The sequence below is a fragment of the Streptosporangium sp. NPDC001559 genome, assembly GCF_042893955.1.
Taxonomy (GTDB): Bacteria; Actinomycetota; Actinomycetes; order Streptosporangiales; family Streptosporangiaceae; genus Streptosporangium.
In genome coordinates this window covers 304,509-323,592 of the sequence record NZ_JBIAVG010000011.1, presented here as the reverse complement: position 1 = coordinate 323,592, position 19,084 = coordinate 304,509, and the positions used below count along the sequence as shown (strand labels likewise).

Genomic DNA, 19,084 nt, shown 5'->3' with positions numbered 1-19,084 from the left:
CCCACCTGCTCCCGCAGGAACGCCACATCCTGCGGCCCCTGCACCTTGTTGCCCACCACCGCGACGGCCACCCCGTGCTCGGCCGCGTACTGCCGGTACTGCCGATACACCCCCACCCCCTGCCGGGTCGGCTCGGCCACCAGGAACGTCAGATCGAACCGGGTGAACAACCCCGACGCGAACGCGTCCGCCCCGGCCGTCATGTCCACCACCGCGTACCGGCCCGGCCCGTCCACCAGATGGTTCAGATACAGCTCCACCGCCCCCACCTTGGAGTGGTAACACGCCACCCCCAGGTCCGCCTCCCCGAACGGCCCCGTCACCATCAGCCACGGCCCGTACGGCGCCGCCACCGCGAACCCCCCGTGCACCGGATCACCCGCCACCGACACATCGGCACCCGTCACGGCCGGCAACTCCAGCAGCCGCGACCCCCGCCCCGGCGGCGTCGTCTTCACCATCGACCCCGCCGAGGAGATCCGCGGATTGTCGCCCCGCAACCACTCCTTGATCTCCGTCAGATGCGACCCCATCGGCCGCGGCAGCGCCTCCTCCTCCACCCCTAGCACCATGCCCAGGTGCTGGTTGATGTCGGCGTCGATCGCCACGACCGGCAGCCCCCTGCTCGCCACATAACGCGCGAACAGCGCCGACACGGTCGTCTTCCCACTGCCGCCCTTACCGACGAAAGCCACCCTCACGACGACGATCCAATCTGATTATGAAAATCATTGCAAGGTCTGAGAGTGATAATCATGCCATGCCGGGAGGCGGGCGGCGCCGGCAAAAACGAGAACGGCGCGAGGAGTTAGGTGATGGCGCGCCTGATACCAGTACTTTCCCTCTGATAAGTCACTTCATATTTTTTCCTACTTAAATGGGATATATCGGTCAAGGTGGCGAGTCTCTGTGGTGCGTCGACTCGGGGAAATGTCGCTGATTGTGAAATTAGTGTCACTTTGTGGGGTTTTCGGGGCGAAGGTTTGACTTAGAGCGCGCTCTAACTTCTAGCCTGTTCGATGTGGCGAACGAGGGATCGCCGAAGCACCGGACCTGCCCAGGCAGGGCAGGGGCACGGCCCCGGCGCCACGTAAGACTTGGGCACGGATCAGGAAGAAGGGGGCAGTTCCCATGGGTGAGAGCACGACCCGCGAGGAGCGCTACGAGCACGGGCTGGCGATGCTCCACGCCGTGGACGGCACGGCCGGCGCGAACGTCATCGAGGCGCTCAAGGACGTCGCCCCGGAGCTCGGTCACCAGATCGTCGCGTGGGGGTTCGGCGAGATCTACTCCCGTCCCGGTCTCGAACCCCGGGACCGGCAGCTCGTCACGCTCGGGATGCTGACCGCGCTCGGTGGCTGCGAGCCGCAGCTCACCGTCCACGTCAACGCGGCTCTCAACGTCGGGCTGACGCCGCAGCAGATCATCGAGACGTTCCTGCACTCGGCGGCCTACTGCGGCTTCCCCCGGGCGTTGAACGCGACGCTGACCGCGAAGAAGGTCTTCGCCGAGCGTGGGCTGCTGCCGGTCGAGTGATATACCCCGCTATTTGTTGATATTTCGGGGTCTGGTGGGTCGGCCGTGCGGGTCGTCGAAGCGGGAGACGAACCACGAGGCGAATGAGGCGGTGACCACGCCGAGCAGGCCGACCCCGCCCAGCATCAGCAGGCCGCCGACCCAGCGGCCCCGCCCGGTGACCGGGTAGACGTCGCCGTAGCCGACCGTGGTGATCGTGCTGATCGCCCACCACGCGGCGTCGCCGAAGGTCCTGATGGTCCCCCGGTGCGCGCCTCGTTCCGCGCCGAGCACGAGCAACGCCGAGGTCAGGCCGTACAGCAGTGCGGAAAGGGCGGCGTAGGCCGCGACCTGGGCCTGGAAGCGGAGGGCGGCGCCACGCCGCCGGTGCCGGATCGACGCCCCGCTGATCATGCCGACCGCGCGCAGCGGGCAGAGCGTCGGCACGACCAGGAACACCAGCGTCGGCCAGTGGTGGCGCAGGAACGCCGTGTGGCTGGGGGCGAGCGTCAGCCGTACGGCGACGTCGAGGGCGAACAGCGTCCAGGTGCCGAGCAGGACGGCCCAGCACGCCGTCCGCGCCGGGACGGGCATGCCCGGGTTGAGGGTCAGCGTCGCGAAGATCGCGAGGAAGACCAGGGAGGCGAGGATGAGCGGCACCTCGCTCGCCTGCTCCCAGCGTTCCGAACGTGACGGGGCGGTGTCCTGGCGTTCCGTCGGAATCCCCTTTCCGCGTGTGGGGTGTCATCCGGAACGTCACACTTTCTACCGGGATGGAAACATACCAAACGGTATGGCATGGTGGGGGCATGGCAACGGAGCGGGACTGGCTCGACGAAGGGCTCGCCGTACTGGCGGAGCAGGGGGTCCCCGCAGTGACGATCGAGGTGCTGTGCGAGCGGCTTGGCCTGACCAAGGGGTCCTTCTACCACCACTTCCGGGGGATGGCCGCCTACCGGGCCGCGCTGCTTGAGCACTTCGAGGCCCGGTTCACCACCGAGTTCATCGACATCGCCGAGTCGGGTGCGGACGCGTCGGCCGTGGCGAGGATGGAACGGCTGCTGGACCTGGTGACGGGACGGGGCGACACGGCGAACCTTGAGATCGCCGTACGGGCCTGGGCCCATCATGATCCGCTGGCCCGTGCCGTACAGGAACGGGTGGACCGGCGCAGGATCGACTACCTGGGCACCCTGTGGCGGCGACGCGGGGGCGATGAGCCGGAGACCATGGCGCGGCTGCTGTACCTGATCGTGGTCGGCGCGCGCCACCTGGTCCCCTCGCTGACGGCGGGCGAGTTGCGCGAGGTCTACGAGTTCGCCGTACGGCCCTACTCCCGGGAGCCGTCGTGACCCGCGCGCGCTTCCACGTGGTGACCGAGGGGCTGCCGGAGCTGCGCGCGCTGGCCGAGGGGGCCGACCATCTCGACGTCAAGACCGTCGAGGGGGATCTCAGCCTCGTGGAGTTCCTCAAGGGGATGCTGGTCTGGCGGCCCTGGTGGCTGCGGGCCCTCTATATGGTCCGCGGCGGGTTCGTGCGCCTGCTCGGGATGCGGCAGGAGGGCAACCCGGCCTCGGGACGGGTGCCCGTGGAGGAGATCCCGCTCGTTCCCGGCGCCAGGGCGTCGTTCTTCACCGTCGTCGAGGCGGACCCGGACCGCTACGTCGCCGCGGTCGTCGCGGAGTCGCATCTCACCGCCCACCTCGTGGTCGTGGCGGAGCCGGGGCGCTTCCACGTCGCCACGGTCGTGCACTACAACCGCTGGACGGGGCCGGTCTACTTCACCGTGATCCGGCCCTTCCACCACCTGGTGGTCCGCGCCATGGCCAGGGCGGGCGTCAGGGGAGGGCGTCCTTCGCGATATGGGCGAAGGTGATCTCGCTCAGCAGCGTCTCCTCGTGCTCCCGCAACGCGCTCCACACGTCGGCCAGGGGTCTGGCCACCCCCGGGTAGTCGGCGCGCGGGGACTGCTCGGGATTGCCCTCCACGACCATGATCACGTCGGCCAGGGTGATCTGCTCGGGGGGCCTGGCCAGCCAGTAACCCCCGTCGGGGCCGCGCTGACTGTTGATGAGCCCGGCCCTGCGCAACTGCAGCAGGATGTTGTCCAGAAACCTCCTCGGGATGTTCTGCGCGACGGCGATCTTCTCTGCGGGGACGGGGCCCGGAGGCGCCGCGGCCAGTTCGGTGACCGCCCGCAGCGCGTACTGGGTTCTGGCGGAGAGCCGCATGTCGGTCAGCTACGCACCTGCTGCAGGCCCCAGCGGCGGCGCAGCGCGTTGTCGCCGGTCTCGAACAGCAGGTCGATGCCGACGCCGATCACCAGGATCACGATCATCGTGGCGAGCAGGCCCGCCGAGTCGGCGAGTTCGCGGTCGTAGTAGAGCCGCTCGCCCAGTGAGGACTGGTGGGCGATGATGACCACCAGCTCACCGGCCATCAGCGAACGCCAGGCGAACGCCCAGCCCTGCTTGAGGCCGGCCAGGAACGACGGCAGCGACGCGGGCAGGATCACGTACCGGTAGAGCTGCAGGCGCCGGAAGCCCAGCACGTGGCTGGCGCGCAGCAGGATCGGCGGGGTGTAGTCGACGCCGGTGATCAGGCCGTTGGCGATGGACGGCGCGGCACCGAGGATGACCACGAAGGTGATCGCGCTCTCGGTCAGCCCGAACAGCAGGATCGCCAGCGGGAACCACGCGATCGACGGCATGGTCTGCAGACCGGTGATCAGCGAGCCGAAGGCCGCCCTGAGCACCTTGACCCGGGAGACCACGGCGCCGATGACCAGGCCGATGACCATGGAGATCGCGAACCCGGTGACCGCGCGGCGCATCGTCACCGCGATGGCCTGCCAGTACTCGGGGTCGGTGAACCGCTCGCCCAGCTTGCCGAAGGTCTCGGCCGGGCCCGCGAAGACGTACTCGGGCCACCGGCCGCTCCACACGACGCCCTGCCAGATCGCCAGCACGATGGAGATCGCGAGCAGCATCGGCCAGACACGGCCCCAGACCCGGGAGGCCAGTCCGTTACTGGTGCCGCCGCCCAGTTCGAGGGCGTCGAGCCCGGCGAGCTGCCTGGCGTGGACGTCGGAGGGCTGACCGGCGGCGGGTGCCTGGTCAACGGCCATGGCGCAGGACCTCCTGGCGCAGTCGGGCGGTGATGGTCGAGGCCAGCTCGGCCACCTCGGGAGAGTCGGTGAGGCGGGGCCGTTCGATGTCCACCTCGAACTCCTCGGCGACCTTGCCCGGCCTGCTGCTCAGCAGCACGACCCGGTCGCCGAGCCGTACGGCCTCGCGGACGTTGTGGGTGACGAACAGGACGCTGAGGCCGCGCTTCTGCCAGATCCGTTCGAGCTCGTCGTGGAGCAGGTCACGGGTCATCGCGTCCAGCGCGCCGAACGGCTCGTCCATCAGCAGCACGTCCGCCTCCTGGGCGAGCGCGCGGGCGAGGGAGACACGCTGGCGCATGCCGCCGGACAGCTCGTGCGGGCGCTTGGCGCCGAATCCGCCCAGGTGGACGATGTCCAGGAACTCGGCGGCGCGATCACGCCGTTCCCGCTTGGCCACTCCCTGCACCCGCAGCGCCATCTCGACGTTGGCGGCGACGGTGAGCCACGGGAACAGCGCGGGCTCCTGGAACATCATCGCGATCTTGCGTCCCCCGACGCTCAGCGTGCCGGCCGTCGGGCTGTCCAACCCGGCGACCAGGGACAACAGGGTGCTCTTGCCGCAGCCTGAGGCGCCGAGCAGGCTGACGAACTCACCGGGCGCCACGGAGAGCGAGATGTTGTCGAGAGCCAGCAGCCCGTTCCTGCCCTGGCCGTAGATCTTGGAGACGCCGTCCAGCCGGACCGCGGGCTCGTCGCCCTCGGCCCGGCGGGCGGCCCGCTCCGTGAGCGGAGCTGTCACTGTGCCCTCCTGGGGGACTCGGATCGGGTGGTGGGGACTTACTTGTCGGCTACCTCGGACTGCCCCTGGGCCTTGAGGACCTCGTTGAGGGGCTTGAGGTCGTAGATGCCGGTCAGGTCGACGGGCTCAAGCAGGCCGATCTTGACCGCGTGGTCGGCGCTGGAGACCAGGGAGGAGGCGATCGGGTCGTTGGTGAAGGTGATGTTCTTGAAGGCGCTGTCGATGACCTCGGGCTTGAGCGCCTTGCCGCTCAGCTTCTCCAGCGCGGCGTTGACGGTCTTCGCGGCGTCGGCGGGGTCGGCGTTGATCGCGGCGTTGGCCTCGACGTGCCCTTCGAGGAGCTGCTTGACGACGTCGGGGTGCTGGGCGGCGAACTCCTGGCGGACGATCAGGTGGGTGATCACGAACTGCTTGTTCGGCCAGAGGTCGCGCTCGTCGATGAGGACCTTGCCCTTGCTCTCCTGGATCAGGCGGCTGGCGAAGGGCTCGGGGACCCAGGCGCCGTCGATGTCGCCGGTGGCGAAGGTCTGCAGGGTCTGCGAGTTCTCCTGCGGGACGATGTTGACGTCGCCGCCGCCCTTGGTGTCGGTCTTCAGGCCCTTCTCCTGCAGCCAGTAGCGCAGGGCGACGTCCTGGGTGTTGCCGAGCTGCGGGGTGGCGATCTTCTTGCCCTTGAGGTCCTCGACGCTGTTGATCTCCGGCTTGACGACCAGGAAGACGCCTCCCGAGGCCGCACCGGCGATGATCTTGATGGCCTTGCCCTTGGATTTGGCCCAGGCGTTGATGGCGGGGTTGGGGCCGATGTAGGTGGCGTCGATGGCGCCGGAGAAGACAGCCTCGATCGCGGCCGGGCCGGCGTTGAAGGTGGTGGTCGTGAGCTTGGTGCCGCCCAGGTGCTTGGCGAAGAAGCCCTTCTCGACGCCTACGAGCGCCGTTGAGTGAGTGATGTTCGGGAAGTATCCGAGCCGGACCTCCGCGAGCTTGCCTCCGCCACTGCTGGAGCCCCCGCTTCCAGACGTCCCTGTCGTTCCCGAGCTCCCGCAGGCCGCGGCCAAGGTCGTGAGCGCCAGTACGGCGAGTGCCGCCACCACCCCGCGTGCCCCGCGAGCTTTCATGACTACTCCCTAATTCCTACTTAATAAGTCGGTTAGGTGTATATAAGGGTTCGGCGGGGGTTTGTGTCAAGCCGATCACCTGAAGGGGTGGGCACTGTTACCGCTTCGTGTTCTTGTGTGTGGGTTCGGTGACGCTCTTTGGGGCCCGTGGGGCGGATGTTCACCATTGGTGCTGATGGGGCTCCTGTGACCTGGGTATCCGGTTCCTTGAGCCCGAACGGTCCGGCGACAAGGGGTGGGTTCACCGCATCTGTGTCGCGTTCCCCGCGTTCGTTACACCACCCGCCGCGGAGGCCCCGGGAACGGGTTCGGTGGCGGGTTCCGGTACGGCGAGGCCCGGGAGGTCAGCCGCAGACGGCGTCGAGAGTGGCCGGGCCGTCGCCGGTGTGCCGCTGGGCGGTTCTCTTCGGTCCTGAGGCCGTGGTGGTCGAGGACTCCTCGGGCTGGGCGAGAACGGCGGCGATCTTGTGCTTGATCAGGCGGTAGTCGGGGTCACCGGTGTCGATCAGCGGCGGGACGAACTGGAAGCTCCTGATCTTCGACTCCTTCACCTTCTCCGACAGCTCGATCAGGTTCGGCAGCAGTTCACGCGGGATGTCGGTCGAGACGGCGTGCGCGGTCGCGTCGGCCAGCCTCTCGAAGCTCCTGAGCACCGTCACCGGGTCCGCCTGCTTGGTGACGGCGTTCATCAGGCACTTCTGCCTGCCCATCCGGACGTAGTCGTCGCCGTAGGTGCGGGACCTGCCGAACCAGAGGGCCTCCTCGCCGGACAGCCTGCGGGTTCCGGCCGGGATCAGGCCCTCGTTCTGCCTGCCGTACACGATGGGGTCCTTGATGGTGACCTTCACTCCGCCCATCGCGTCGATGATCTTCGCGAAGCCGAACATGTCGACCATCGCGTAGTTGGTCACGTCAAGGCCGGTGAAGTCGCTGATCGTCTGCTTCAACAGCGCCGGACCGCGCCTGCCCGCAGGGACCCCGGGCACCATGTCGGGGTGCTCCTCGGCGTACTGGAAGACCTCGTTGAGCAGGCCGGGGGAGTACGGCGGCTCGCCCCCGAAGCCGAAGGGGAAGTGCTCGCGCGCCGGCCCCTCGGGCATCGGGACGTGCTCCAGGTTCCTGGGCAGGCCGAACAGCACGGTCGAACCGGTCCTGGTGTCGATGCTGGCCACGGTCATGCTGTCGGTGCGTACCCCGATCCGGTTGGCCGCCGCGTCCGCCCCGATCAGCAGGATGTTGAGCCGTTCACGACCCTTCCACGGATCGACCGGGATCGGGGTGGCGCTCTCGGTGAAGACCGAGGTCACGACCTCCTGGGAGATGTAGGCGAGCCGGGCCGCGTAGGCCATGGGCGCGATCACCAGCGCGCACAACCCCCCGACGGCCAGGGCCGACAGGTAACGGGCGGGGCCGGACAGCGTCTCCGGCCGCACCAGCCGGTAGGACCGGACGACCACGGCGACCGTGGCGACGGCGAACAGGATCGCGCCCAGCGTGAGGACCCACAGCCAGCCGGGCTGCACGACCAGGGAGAGGATCTCGGGCCTCCCCGTGACGAGGGCGGAGCCGACCGTCGTGACGACGGTCAGGTACGTCCCCATCAGCAGCGCGCCCGTCACACGCCTTCCGGTCCACAGATGCGCCAGGCCCCACAGCACGGCGGAGCCCAGGGTGAGAGCCAGGCCCGTTCCGATCCCCGAGCGATCCCTGTTACCTGCCATCTGGTCGACATCTCCCGTCCCTCTGGCCCCCCGTGTCCGCAGGTTAGTGATGGTTTTCGAATGAATGGCCTATGTACCCCCGCGACGCGCTGAGAAGCCTGAGTCAAGATTCGGTGCGCGCATTCCCGCTGGTTGCAGCGGTTTGCGGTCTTTCAAATCACGGTCAAAAACGGCTCCTAGCGGGATCCCCGGGGCGAGAAGGGGGATTCCCGGTTATGTGCGAAGGACGATCAGCGCGGTCCTCGTCGTGCTCGGCTGTGTCTGCGCGCCGCTCGCCCTCGTCGGCTTCTGGATGGCGGACCGGGCCATCGGAACCGGACGCTACGTCGAGACGGTGGCCCCGCTCGCCGAGAACTCCACCGTTCAGGACGACGTCGCCGACCGGGTCACCGCCGCGATCGCCGAGCCGATGCGGGAACTGGACACCTCAGTGCCCGACCACACCGCCCGGATGGCGGTGGACAAGGTCGTCACGGGTGACCGGTTCCCCGGGATCTGGAGGTGGGCCAACCAGGTGGCGCACCGGCGCATGTCCGGCGACCCACAGGGCGGCAACCTCGTCCTCGACCTCACCCCCGTCTACGAGATGGCCAAGGGCGAACTGGAGCACGAGGGCGTCCCGTCCGCCACGCGTCTGCCCGCGCTGCACCCGGAGATCGAACTGCTTTCCGCGACCGACCTGGTCAGGGCCGTGACGATACGGGACGTCCTGGCCCCCTGGAGATGGGTGACGCTGAGCCTGTCGATCGTCCTGCTCGCGGTGGGCGCGGCGCTGGCCGAGGACCGGCTGTGCGCGCTGGTCGGCGTAGGGCTCGGCCTGGCGGGCGGCGTGACGGTGCTGGCCGTACTGCTGGTCGTGGTCCGTGACACCGCCCTGTCCGACGTCGCGGACGACGGCGCGCAGGGGCGGGTCTTCGTGACGGTCTTCGACGCGCTGACGAGGTCGTTGTGGACCGGGATACGTGCGCTCTTCGCCGTCGGCCTGGTCGTCGCGGCCGTCGCGTTCGCCGTCAGGCACGTCCGGTCCTCATCCCGTCCACCGGGCGGTGGCGCCCGTTCACCAGGTGGCGGCGCCCACGAAGGACGTGGCTGAGGGGCGGTAGCCGAGCCTGGTCCTGGCCGCGGTGATGTCCAGGGTCCGCTCGACGGCCAGGTGGCCGACGGCGTATCGGGTGAGCCGTGGCGGACGCTGACGCCGCAGCATCCGGAACACCGCCTCGGCCATCGCGGCGGCGGGCTCGGCGAGCGCCAGGGGCAGGTAGTACGGCTCGGCGTCGATGCCGAGCTCCGCGATGAGCTCCCGCAGCGCCTCGTCGAGGACCACGGGCTCGGCGTCGGTCACGTTGAAGACGCCGTACTTCACGGGACCCGCCGCCGCCCGTAAGCACGCCTGGACCAGGTTGCCGACGGAGGTCAGGCTGATCCGCTGGCGCCCGTCCCCGACGGCCAGGAGTCTGCGCCCCCGGACCGCTCCAAGAACGCGGGGCAGCAGCGTGGTGTCCCCCCTGCCGTAGATCGCGTGCGGTCGCAGGATCACCGCCGTGTCCAGCGCCCGTTCCGCGGCGGCCTTCGAGGCTCCGTAGGCGTTGGCGTACCGGCGGATCGGGGCCGCGTCCTCGGTGGCCATGACGGTCGGCTTGAACGGGTCGTAGACGCTGGCCGTACTCACGTGCACGAACCTGGCCTGCGGAAAGGCGGCGGCGGCGTTGCGGGTGCCGTCCACGTTGGCCGCCCAGATCGCCGGGGACTCGCCCCAGTCGGTGACGCTCCCCGCGCAGTGGATCACCGCGTCCACCTCGGGCAGCGGCGGGCGGGCCCCCAGGAGGTCCCACGAGGTGTACGGCGCGCCGCCCACGTGCTCGGGGTCGACGCGGGAGCGTCTGCCGAAGGCCCACACCTGCCAGCCCTCGTCCACGGCGCCCCGGCAGACCGCTCCGCCAACGAACCCGGAGGCCCCCGTGACCCCGATCCTCATCGGATCACCCCTTTCGGCAGTTGCTCAGGCGCGTTCAGGCACGGCGTTCACGGGCGGCGTTCACGGACGGCGGGCCACCAGTTCGCGAAGGGCCGCGCGGTCGAGTTTGTCAGCGCGACCCGAGCGGGGGAAGGCATCGATTGTCTCGATACGGGTGGGTATGGCGAGGGCGTCGACGATCTCGGGAAGCGCCTTCCTGAGCAGGGTCTCGTCGTATCCCTCGGCGGGGACGACGGCGAGCACGACCTCCTCGTCACCGGTCTCCGCGTCGGCGATCCCGACGACGGCCGCCTCGGCGACCCCGGGCAGCGCGGCGATCGCGGGTTCGTACAGGCCGGGGTAGATGTTCACCCCGTCCCGCAGGATCATGTCCTTCTTCCTGCCGAGCAGGACCAGCCTGCCGTCCTCGACACGGGCCAGGTCGCCGGTCGCGATCTCGGTGAGCGGCTCCTCCCCGAGGTAGCGCTGGGCCAGGTGCGGCCCGGAGACGAACAGCTCACCGTCGTCGGCGATCCGCACGCCGACCCCGGGCAGCGGCGCGCCCAGGAGATCGCCCCCCGAGTGGGCCAGTTTCTCCTCGGCCGAGGCGATCGCGATCGGCAGCGCCTCGGTCATCGCGTACACCGAGAGCACCCGTGGCCCGGACTCGACGGCCCTGCGCAGCACGCCCGCGGGCGCGGGGGCCGCGCCGAGCAGCAGGTAGCGCAGGGTCTCCGGCAGCCTCGGCGTACGGCGCAGCAACCTGTCCAGGTGGACGGGGACGGCGAAGGTGTGGGTGGCCCTCCTGGCGGCGAGCTCCTCGGCGAGGTCGCCGCCCCCGGGGAGCGACCAGGTCGCCCCGGCGAGCAGGGCGGGCAGTCCCAGCATCAACTGGTCGGTGTGCACGACGTCGCCGGGGCCGAGGGGGAAGGCCTCACGGAACAGCTCAAGGCCGGCCGCCAGGGACCCCCGGGTGTGGACCACGCCTCGGGGCCGCGCGGTCGTTCCCGAGGTGAAGATCACTGCCGCAGGCTGATCTGGTGAAATTTCGGATATGTCCGGCGCGGTAGTGCCGGACATATCCGACTGGGGGGTTCGTGGGAGGTCACGGCCTTCCTCCCCCGCCCGGCCCTCGGGAACGGTCCCGCGCAGAACGCGTGACAGGCTCAGGGCGCCCCTGGGCACGCCGGGCAGCCAGGGCCCCGTGTGCAGGTGCCGTACGGCGTGGCCGGGAAGCGGGTCCCGCAGGTTCGGCAGCAGCAGGCCCCTGCGGCGGGCCAGGCTCCGTAGCGGCCCGCTCAGGGTGTAGAGGACGGACTCGGCGACCACCCACCCGGGGCGGGTCGCGGTCATCCGGGCGGCGAGCACGTCGGGGGCGAGCCCGGGGTCGGCCAGCACGAGCGTCCCGCCCGCCGCGACCGAGCCGAGCGCGAGCACCACGGCGTCGACGCCGGGCCGTACCGCGAACAGCACGCCCCGCCCCGGCGCGGTCCCGGTCATCGCGGCGCGTACGGCCTCGACTTTGCGGGCCAGCTCGCCGTAGGTGATCTCCCGCCCGCGCCCGTCGATGAGGGCGGTCCGGTACGGCTCCCGCCGGGCGGTCTCCAGGATCCCGGTGATGATGTCGTTCATGCCGCCTTGATCCACAGATGTTCGTAGGTGGGGATGAGGACCCTCCTGGCCGCGCGCCGCCGTACGACACGGACGTCGTGGGAGAGCAGGACCGAGGCCACCGCCCTGATCTCGGCCAGGGCGAGCGGGTAGCCGATGCAGAAGTGCGCCCCCGCGCCGAACCAGATCCGCCGCAGCTCCGGCGGATGTCTCCTGGACGGGTCGAAGGGGCCGTAGGAGCGGGCGCAGTTGTGCGTCACGATCACCACCCGGTCGCCGGGCCGTACGGCCAGCCGCCCGACCCTGGCCGGTTCGCCGACCGAACGCAGCATCACCGGGGTCGGGGTGGTGACCCGCATGGCCTCGTCGATCACCCGGTCCAGGTCGTCCACCCGGGTGCCGTGGTCGTGCAGCAGCGCGACCAGCCGGGGGACGAAGGTCGCGACCGTCTCCGTCCCGGTCAGGAAGAACGCGCCCGCCGCCCCCCTGGCCTCGGCGGCCGACAGCTCCTGCGCCCGCATCCTGCCCATGACCGTGGACTCGTCCCCGGCCTCGTAGGCGGCCTGCGCGATGTCCCCGATCCGGTCGAGCACGCCTCTGGCGATCGCCACCTGCCGCTCGTTCAGCCGCCGGGAACGCAGCGAGACCATCGAGACGACCCGCTCCCCTTCGGCGAACAGCTCCCTCGCCCTGGCCGTCGAGACCTCGCCGAGGCCGATCACCCGGCAGATCACCGCCCCGGCCATCGTCCGCATGACGTCGACCAGATCGACCGTCTCACCCCGTCCGAGCCGCGCGGACAGGTCGTCGAGCGGCTCCCGCAGCACGTCGGCGACCAGCCCCGAGACGTACCCGGGGGTGAACAGCGGCATCAGCTTCCTGCGCAGCGCCGCGTGCCCCGGACCCTCCATGTTCAGCAGCACCGAGGGGCCGAGCACCGGCGTCCACAGCTCACCGGGGGAGCCGGGGCCGTCCTTGCGGAAACGCCCGTCGGTCAGCACGGCCCGCGCCGTCGCGGTGTCGTTGACCACCACCCCGAGACCGGGGACGCGGACCACGGGGCCCAGCCGGGCCAGCAGCCGCACCAGCGGATAGGCGAAGGGGTGGGCGGCCAGGTGGAGCCTGGTCTCGTGGTTCAACGGATGTCGACCACGTCGGGGCGGTAGCGGTGGTCGGCGTACCACGCCAGGGTCCCGGCCAGGCCGTAGGCGCGCAGGCGGCGCACCGAGCCGTAGACGACCACGTCGCGGCGGGAGCCGTACGCGGAGGTGACCCTGCGGACCTGGTTGACCAGGGCGCGGTCCTCGTGGACCTCCTCGATCGCGGTCCTGGGGAAGCCGCCCGCCCGCTCGTACAGCGAGGCCGTGATGGCCATCGCGCAGCCCGGCATCATCACGTAGGGGCCGAGGTACTCCGGCGACCGGTTGCCCGGCCTGAAACGGCCGAACGTCGCGGCCACGTCGACCACGAACGGGATGAACCGCCGCTCCCAGAACTTCAGCGGGAACTCGTCGGTCCTGGGCAGCAGTCTGCCCCCGACCATTTCGAGCCCGTCGCCGAACGCGCGCCTGACGCCGCGCACCCAGTCGGCGCGGGGCAGGCAGTCGGCGTCGGTCCTGGCGATGTGGGTGGCGCCGTTGGCGATGGCGTGCCGTACCCCGGTGTCGGAGGCGGCGCCGGTGCCCTTCTGCCGTTCGGTGATCACCCGGACGCCGTGCCGTTCGACGATCTCGGCGGTCCCGTCGGTGCTGGCGTTGTCCACCACGACGAGCGTGAAGTCACGGTCGTCCTGCGCGTCGAGCGCCCTGAGCGTCGCCTCGATGCCCCGCGCCTCGTTGTAGGCCGGGACGACCACCCACAGGTTCATCGCATCGGTTTTTTTCACATCTCCGCCAGCATCACGCCGGTGCTGATCCCGCCGCCCAGACCGAGCAGCGCCACCATGTCGCCCCGCCGCCAGTCGCCCAGCGCGAGCTGCAGCGGCAGGGTGGTCGAGGCGCAGTTGCCGTGCTCGGGGAGGCTGACCACGAGCCTGTCCCGGGGAATGCCGAGCGTGGCCGCCAGATGGTCCAGGTACGGCAGCGCGACCTGGTGCACCGCGACGAGGGCGAAGTCCTCCCAGCTCAGTCCGGTGCGTTTGAGCGCGTTGAGGAAGACGTCGGGACCGGCCAGCTCGAACGCCTCCTTCAGACGCCGTCCGTCACCGCGGAAGTAGGAGTACTCGGGGTCGCGCGGATGCGCGGAGCCGCCGCCGGGCAGTGTGCCGATCGCCCACGCGGTCGAGTCGGCGGCGAAGTCGCGGTAGAAGATGCCGCGCTCGTCGTCCGCGCTCAGCATCACGGCGCTCCCGCTGTCCGACAGCGTGTATCCGGCGAAGGACTCGGCGAACTGGGCGTGGTCGCGCACCCGCCAGCGGACCGCCCGCGAGGGGACCTCGCCCGAGCAGACCAGCACCCTGCGGTGCGCCCCGGTCAGGATCAGCGCCTCGGCCACCTGGATGCCGTTCAGCACGCTGTTGCAGGCGTTCTTGACGTCGAAGACCGGGCACGAGAGCCCGAGCTTGGCGGCCACGATGTGCGCGGTCGCGGGCTCGACCATGTCCTGCGAGGCGGAGGCGAAGATCAACAGATCGACGTCGGTGCGGTCGAGTCTCCTCGCGGCCTCGACGGCCAGGTCGGAGGCCTGTTGGCCGTCCTCCGCGACGTGACGTGACCGGATGCCGGTCATCCGCTCGATGACGCCTCGGTGGGGGACGTATCCCTCGATCCGTCGCTCGACCTCCGCGCTGGTCATGGTCCGTGGCGGCAGATACGTCGCGACGCCCGTGATCCGGGCCTTCATGCTCCCCCTAGGTGGTGTCACCTCTTCCTCATATCGGGGCAATGTACCGAAAACATGGGTAATTGTCCTGGTCAGCTCGGGGCGGAGAGCCGCCGGCCAGGCGGGTGAGGGTCGGACCGAAACCCTCAAGATCGTGATGAGGGTGCCCGGCGGGGTGGGTTCCGGTCCTCCGGAAATCATGGGCTCGGCTCGTAGAAATCCCTCCCGTGTTGGGTTGGGTGTTTTACGGAGCGGTGTCTTGATTTATCGGAGTATGTGAGAGGGATTCTGCCTTTTCCTCGACTTCGCAGGGCGGTGGCAGACGTGCCCCATATTGCGGAGATCTTTACTTAAAAGTGGATGGAAAATAATCTTGTTGCCGTAGTCGCCGTATTCTGCCGACCGCGTTGGAGCCCTTCCCTCTCATGGCTCATCCATATCCCGTGCCCTCGCCGTTGCCGACGGTCTCACCGCCGCCTCGGCCGCCCGCCGCTCAGCAGGCCGGGGAATCCCAGGCGAAAGCCGCCGCTCCCGCGCCCATGCCGCGTCCGGCCCCGGGCGTCAACGGTGAGTACTCGGGAATCGACCCTGCCTCGATGGACGACTTCGAACGGGGACTCGGAAGGGCACAGGACACCCTCGGCAGGAACGAGCCCCGCATTCGCAGCGCCCTGCAGAAACTCGACCTGGACACCTCGGGCCTGAACGCCCTGCGCGAGATACGGAGCTGGATCGAGACCAGCCGCCCTGACCTGCGTCGCCGCAGCGAGACGATCCGCGCCGAACGCACCGCCTGGGGAACCTCCTCCTCCATCGACACGACCCCTTTCGGCCTGCCCACCTTCGACGAGAAGCTGTACGGCAAGGCCGCCCACGACCCCGACGTCTACGCCGCGACCCTCAAACTGACCGAGGCCGCGCAGAAGGGCGAGGCCGACGACAGGACCCTGGCGGAGCTGGAGAAACGCACCGGCGACAGGACATTCGCCCTCGGCCTGATGACCACCCTGGGCGCCACGGGGTTCCGCGAGCTGATGACGAAGGCGGTGGAACAGGGCGACGGCAAGAAGGCGAAACGCCTGCGGACCGCACTTGGCAAGACCTTGGGAACGGCGAGTTCTAAACTTCCCGACACCTGGCGTGACGAACTGGTCTCAAGGCCCGCCCTGGGATGGCCGGGAAACGAGTATCGCGCGGTCGCGGAGGCGCTGAAATACGGCACCTTCGCATCTCCCTTTCTGCTCTCCGTCGCCAGGAAACTCGACGCCTGGGACCGTGAACCCAACCCCCCGGGCATCAAGTCGAACGTCATGGTGCCGCTCATGGAAGCCCTCAGCCGCAATCCGGCAGCCGCCCAGGACTTCTTCGCGGGCGACTCCACCGCGCTCAAGCACTTCCTGACCGAGTGGAGCATGACCGATGGCGGCGAAGCACTGGGCAAGGCCCTGGAGGCGGCGACGCTCACTTTCCGCGACCACGACGGTTCCCCACAACACCCGTCGCGGGGTTACCTGTCGGCAAAAATCGCCTCGGAGCTCATCCACCTGGGAGCCGAGCAGATCAATTCGGGAGACTCGCTTACGGCGTTTGTGAAACCCGAAACCGTAGGCCGCATCCTCGCCGGATACATCCATGACGTCAACTACGTCACCCAGCGAGTTGCTGACATCAAGGCGCCAGGGGTCCGAGGCATCGATAATCCAGACCTTCCAGGACGGAGCCCTTGGGGGGCGCAGTTCAGTGCGGAAGAACTACGTCTGGTGATGAAGGAGGCATTGTCGGACCCCAAAGCGTTCACTCCTGTTTTGGCCGCTCAGACGCTATTCAGTAAACAGCTTCTTGAACATGGCGCCACTGAGATGGCCGGCGGGCGCGGTGAGACCGTCTTCAAGGCAAGTGCGAAACGGATAGGGGCGGGGTTCGGCATCATCATTGATGCGGCCGGGCTTGCCAAGATCGAGGAGGGGAAGAAGCTGGATGAAAAACAAGAGCGGAACATGAAAACACTCGCGGCGGTGGTTAACATGGGACTTGCTTTTCCGCAGTCGAAACTTGGTTCGATCACTGCGGGTGTCATAGGGGCATGGACATGGCGTATTGAGGATGACCTCAAGGGAGATGCTGAGACCAAGGCGCGAGGCGAGGCCAATGCCGCAGTTGATCAAAGCCGGACCCTTGTTCGTGACTTGGCAGCTCAGGCCATGCTGAAACATGGCCTTTTCGGTTCAGCCGAACCTGCTGCGAAGACCCATCCGTGGGCTTCCTTGGAAGGGCTGAGCAAGGGAGAGAGCCCTCGCGACAGCCCCAACAACTTCCTGAGGAGTGATGGTCGGACACTTATGACCGTGAGCGAGATGGTCGACAAAACAGCCACAAATAGCACTGACATGTACCGGCGGGTTGAAGCGTATGATCGATGGCTTAACAGCGGATTGTCGGGAAAGCAGTGGCAGGACATCGAGGATCGTCTGGACCAGGGATTCTCTGACGCTTTCGCTCAGTATGGATCATGATGAAGAAACCAGTGATCTTGATGGTTCTGGTGGTGGCATTGTCCCTCTCGGTAGGCTGTCAGGGAGGTGTAATGAACGTCGATCTGAGCCCGTTGCCGGTTGCCGCCGTTCCACCTTATTTATGTGATTATATTCCTCTGCGGGCGGTGGAGTTGATGACCGGTGTTCGCGACCCACTGGTTCGCGGTCGGTTTGATCTAGTAGAACCAAAAAGACTTGGTGAGGGAAGCTGTATTGCCTATCGCCGGGACGGCGACAGGCCGAAGGTGCTGCATGTCGATCTAACTCCTGACGGATATTCCGGAGAGGCTAAGGAGCAAATCAAAGACGGTGCCCTTCCCTTGCCGGAGATCGTGCCGGGGGGCATTGGATTCTATTTCAAGGACAAGAACAGCAGAAACAATGCTGCTTATGCCATGCTTGTCAGAGGAAGGGCAGAGCTCACGATCCGACTGGAAAGAGGCGTCGCGGGGCGTGACAACGCCGCTGATGTGCTGGCGTTGATGAAGTTGATCGCGCCGAGGCTCATCACCGATGCCGGTGCCCCGTCCGCGAGCGCGGGTCCGTCCTCCTCGAAGAGAAGCTCATGACCAGGTTGGTGCCCAATCCGCTTCATGCCGCGTTGGAGGACGCGTTGCGGACGATCGAACCGTTGGTCCAGGAGGTCGAGAGCGGTTTCGAGACGCCGTTTCAGGCGTTTCACTCCGGCGGAGTGTGGACGGGGCCGGCGGCGAAGCGTTTCGACGAGCAGCTCGTCGGTCACCGTACGCGCCTTCGGGGGTCGGCGGACAGGATCCTGGCTGATCTGCGGCAGGCGCTGGCCCGCACGCCGCGCCAGGTGTCAGAGGAGGAGGCCACGGCGATCAGGAAACGGTACGGCCTGCCCTGACACCGTGCGGAAGCCTCAGAGGCCGGTGACGTCGAACCTGGAAACGTAGGGGCTGGGAAACGTCAGGATCGAGGTCGGCCAGGTGGGTGAGGGGCGGACTGCAATCCTCAAGATCGTGGTGGAGGCGGTTCCGGCCTTCGGGAAACCGGGGGACGCCCGGCGTGAAGTCCGGTGGCCGCGCCGGGGGAGGCCTGCGGCCGTACCCCGCTCATGCCCGGCCTGTCTCCCCGCGAGTATTGAATTTCACATGAACGCCGAATTTTGTGAACCGAGGGTCAGTGAGTGGTCGGCGTTTCCACGCCACCGCCCGAGGGGCGAAAAGCACCCTCGGGCGGTGTTCCAGGTATGGGAAACCCGCTGAGAAAACGTCAGCGGTTCACGGCACAGGTGACGAGCGCGCAGTCAGGCGTCTTTGACGTCAGCAGTTGCGGATGGACCACACCGGTTCCCAGTCGTAGTCGTGTACGCCCGAATCCGGAGTGAACGAGTGCAGCACCTCACCCGCCTGCCCGTAGAAGTACGACGTGACACCCCCGGTCTGGTTGTTCGTGTAGAAGCCGTCACCCTTCCAGTAGGACAGGTTGTACCTGGCGCACGTGTACAGCCGGAACTGCCGCCACTTGTTGGTCACGGGGTTCCACGCCTCGGGGCAGAGATTGCCGCTCGGGCATGTGATGGTGGTCCCGGGGTCGTACTCCGCGTAGCCGGCGGAGGGTGAGACCGTCGGAGGGTTCGCCAGGAGGGCGGACGCCGCAGCGGGGGCGGCCGGGCGCCTGACCTGACGGGCGCCGGTCGCGCCCGCCGCCTCGGGGGCGTCCGGCGAGGTGACGGCCGCGCCGGCGGTGCTCACCGTCGTGCCGGTGGTGCTCGCGTCCGCCCCGGCGGGGGCGAGACCGGTCACCAGCACCGCCGCGGACAGAACGACTCCGATCTTTTTCATGATTGTCACTTGCGTGAATTCCCTTCTTTGAGGAGAGGGTCTTACTGCGAGTGATCCGGGTCGGCCTCGGCCTTTGAGACGCATGGTCCGGCCTGACT

At 68.3% G+C, this 19,084-nt stretch carries 20 protein-coding genes; 7 read left to right on the top strand and 13 right to left on the bottom strand.

The annotated features are described in order from the left end of the window. Window positions 1-701 (bottom strand): ATP-binding protein (locus ACFYY8_RS25415; protein WP_390044960.1); only part of this gene is annotated, 701 nt, incomplete at its 3' end. 430 nt (window positions 702-1,131) lie between these two features. Between ACFYY8_RS25415 and ACFYY8_RS25410 the strand changes: the two genes are divergently transcribed. Then, window positions 1,132-1,536, top strand: a complete 405-nt coding sequence (locus tag ACFYY8_RS25410; RefSeq protein WP_390044958.1) for a carboxymuconolactone decarboxylase family protein — start codon at window positions 1,132-1,134, stop codon at window positions 1,534-1,536. 9 nt (window positions 1,537-1,545) lie between these two features. Here the strand turns inward: ACFYY8_RS25410 and ACFYY8_RS25405 are convergent, their stop codons facing one another. Beyond that, window positions 1,546-2,175 carry a potassium channel family protein gene (locus ACFYY8_RS25405; RefSeq protein ID WP_390044956.1) on the bottom strand — a complete coding sequence of 210 codons (630 nt, stop codon included), beginning with the start codon at window positions 2,173-2,175 and terminating at the stop codon, window positions 1,546-1,548. Between the two features lie 149 nt (window positions 2,176-2,324). Between ACFYY8_RS25405 and ACFYY8_RS25400 the strand changes: the two genes are divergently transcribed. Together ACFYY8_RS25400 and ACFYY8_RS25395 are read left to right on the top strand one after the other, a co-directional pair. Then, window positions 2,325-2,867, top strand: coding sequence for a TetR/AcrR family transcriptional regulator (locus ACFYY8_RS25400; RefSeq protein WP_390044954.1), 543 nt, complete (start codon window positions 2,325-2,327; stop codon window positions 2,865-2,867). Further along, complete coding sequence (locus tag ACFYY8_RS25395) at window positions 2,864-3,391, top strand: DUF2867 domain-containing protein (protein WP_390044952.1); 528 nt, start codon at window positions 2,864-2,866, stop codon at window positions 3,389-3,391. The genes ACFYY8_RS25400 and ACFYY8_RS25395 overlap by 4 nt, the downstream gene beginning before the upstream one ends. On the opposite strand, the gene ACFYY8_RS25390 is transcribed toward ACFYY8_RS25395, so the two are convergent. The 5 genes from ACFYY8_RS25390 to ACFYY8_RS25370 all read right to left on the bottom strand — a co-directional run bounded on the left by ACFYY8_RS25390 (window position 3,354) and on the right by ACFYY8_RS25370 (window position 8,259). Further along, window positions 3,354-3,746 carry an Rrf2 family transcriptional regulator gene (locus tag ACFYY8_RS25390; protein WP_352015067.1) on the bottom strand — a complete coding sequence of 131 codons (393 nt, stop codon included), beginning with the start codon at window positions 3,744-3,746 and terminating at the stop codon, window positions 3,354-3,356. The genes ACFYY8_RS25395 and ACFYY8_RS25390 overlap by 38 nt on opposite strands. A 5-nt stretch (window positions 3,747-3,751) precedes the next feature. Continuing rightward, the gene (locus ACFYY8_RS25385) at window positions 3,752-4,642 is read right to left on the bottom strand and encodes an ABC transporter permease (protein WP_390044949.1); all 891 of its coding nucleotides are present in this window, start codon (window positions 4,640-4,642) and stop codon (window positions 3,752-3,754) included. Beyond that, window positions 4,632-5,423, bottom strand: coding sequence for an ABC transporter ATP-binding protein (locus tag ACFYY8_RS25380; RefSeq protein ID WP_352015065.1), 792 nt, complete (start codon window positions 5,421-5,423; stop codon window positions 4,632-4,634). Before ACFYY8_RS25380 ends, ACFYY8_RS25385 begins: the two co-directional genes overlap by 11 nt. Before the next feature lie 38 nt (window positions 5,424-5,461). Then, window positions 5,462-6,538 (bottom strand): ABC transporter substrate-binding protein, encoded by a 1,077-nt coding sequence (locus ACFYY8_RS25375; protein WP_390044947.1) that lies wholly within the window; start codon window positions 6,536-6,538, stop codon window positions 5,462-5,464. 344 nt (window positions 6,539-6,882) lie between these two features. Beyond that, window positions 6,883-8,259, bottom strand: coding sequence for an LCP family protein (locus ACFYY8_RS25370; protein WP_390044945.1), 1,377 nt, complete (start codon window positions 8,257-8,259; stop codon window positions 6,883-6,885). 217 nt (window positions 8,260-8,476) lie between these two features. Here ACFYY8_RS25370 and ACFYY8_RS25365 point away from each other — a divergent pair, with 217 nt between their 5' ends. Next, a complete protein-coding gene (locus tag ACFYY8_RS25365; protein WP_390044943.1) occupies window positions 8,477-9,352 on the top strand; it encodes a hypothetical protein in 876 nt (291 codons plus the stop codon). On the opposite strand, the gene ACFYY8_RS25360 is transcribed toward ACFYY8_RS25365, so the two are convergent. Genes ACFYY8_RS25360 through ACFYY8_RS25340 form a run of 5 tightly spaced genes read right to left on the bottom strand, consistent with a single transcriptional unit; the run spans window position 9,317 to window position 14,665 of the window. After that, complete coding sequence (locus ACFYY8_RS25360) at window positions 9,317-10,234, bottom strand: NAD-dependent epimerase/dehydratase family protein (RefSeq protein ID WP_390044941.1); 918 nt, start codon at window positions 10,232-10,234, stop codon at window positions 9,317-9,319. The two genes, ACFYY8_RS25365 and ACFYY8_RS25360, sit on opposite strands and share 36 nt — an antisense overlap. Window positions 10,235-10,294: 60 nt before the next feature. After that, the gene (locus ACFYY8_RS25355; protein ID WP_390044938.1) at window positions 10,295-11,845 is read right to left on the bottom strand and encodes a class I adenylate-forming enzyme family protein; all 1,551 of its coding nucleotides are present in this window, start codon (window positions 11,843-11,845) and stop codon (window positions 10,295-10,297) included. Further along, window positions 11,842-12,963: a cytochrome P450 gene (locus ACFYY8_RS25350; protein ID WP_390044935.1), complete on the bottom strand. Its 1,122-nt coding sequence runs from the start codon at window positions 12,961-12,963 to the stop codon at window positions 11,842-11,844. The genes ACFYY8_RS25355 and ACFYY8_RS25350 overlap by 4 nt, the downstream gene beginning before the upstream one ends. Then, window positions 12,960-13,709 (bottom strand): glycosyltransferase family 2 protein, encoded by a 750-nt coding sequence (locus ACFYY8_RS25345; RefSeq protein WP_390044933.1) that lies wholly within the window; start codon window positions 13,707-13,709, stop codon window positions 12,960-12,962. The genes ACFYY8_RS25350 and ACFYY8_RS25345 overlap by 4 nt, the downstream gene beginning before the upstream one ends. Beyond that, complete coding sequence (locus ACFYY8_RS25340) at window positions 13,706-14,665, bottom strand: 3-oxoacyl-ACP synthase III family protein (RefSeq protein ID WP_390044931.1); 960 nt, start codon at window positions 14,663-14,665, stop codon at window positions 13,706-13,708. The genes ACFYY8_RS25345 and ACFYY8_RS25340 overlap by 4 nt, the downstream gene beginning before the upstream one ends. 575 nt (window positions 14,666-15,240) lie before the next feature. Here ACFYY8_RS25340 and ACFYY8_RS25335 point away from each other — a divergent pair. The 3 genes from ACFYY8_RS25335 (at window position 15,241) to ACFYY8_RS25325 (ending at window position 18,046) form a co-directional block, all read left to right on the top strand. Continuing rightward, window positions 15,241-17,157, top strand: a complete 1,917-nt coding sequence (locus ACFYY8_RS25335; protein WP_390044929.1) for a hypothetical protein — start codon at window positions 15,241-15,243, stop codon at window positions 17,155-17,157. Window positions 17,158-17,228: 71 nt separating this feature from the next. After that, window positions 17,229-17,747 carry a hypothetical protein gene (locus ACFYY8_RS25330; protein WP_390044927.1) on the top strand — a complete coding sequence of 173 codons (519 nt, stop codon included), beginning with the start codon at window positions 17,229-17,231 and terminating at the stop codon, window positions 17,745-17,747. Further along, entirely contained in the window at window positions 17,744-18,046 is a 303-nt protein-coding gene (locus ACFYY8_RS25325) for a hypothetical protein (RefSeq protein WP_390044925.1), read from the top strand. Before ACFYY8_RS25330 ends, ACFYY8_RS25325 begins: the two co-directional genes overlap by 4 nt. Before the next feature lie 418 nt (window positions 18,047-18,464). Here the strand turns inward: ACFYY8_RS25325 and ACFYY8_RS25320 are convergent, their stop codons facing one another. After that, window positions 18,465-18,986 carry a hypothetical protein gene (locus ACFYY8_RS25320; RefSeq protein WP_390044924.1) on the bottom strand — a complete coding sequence of 174 codons (522 nt, stop codon included), beginning with the start codon at window positions 18,984-18,986 and terminating at the stop codon, window positions 18,465-18,467. Window positions 18,987-19,084: the final 98 nt, after the last annotated feature.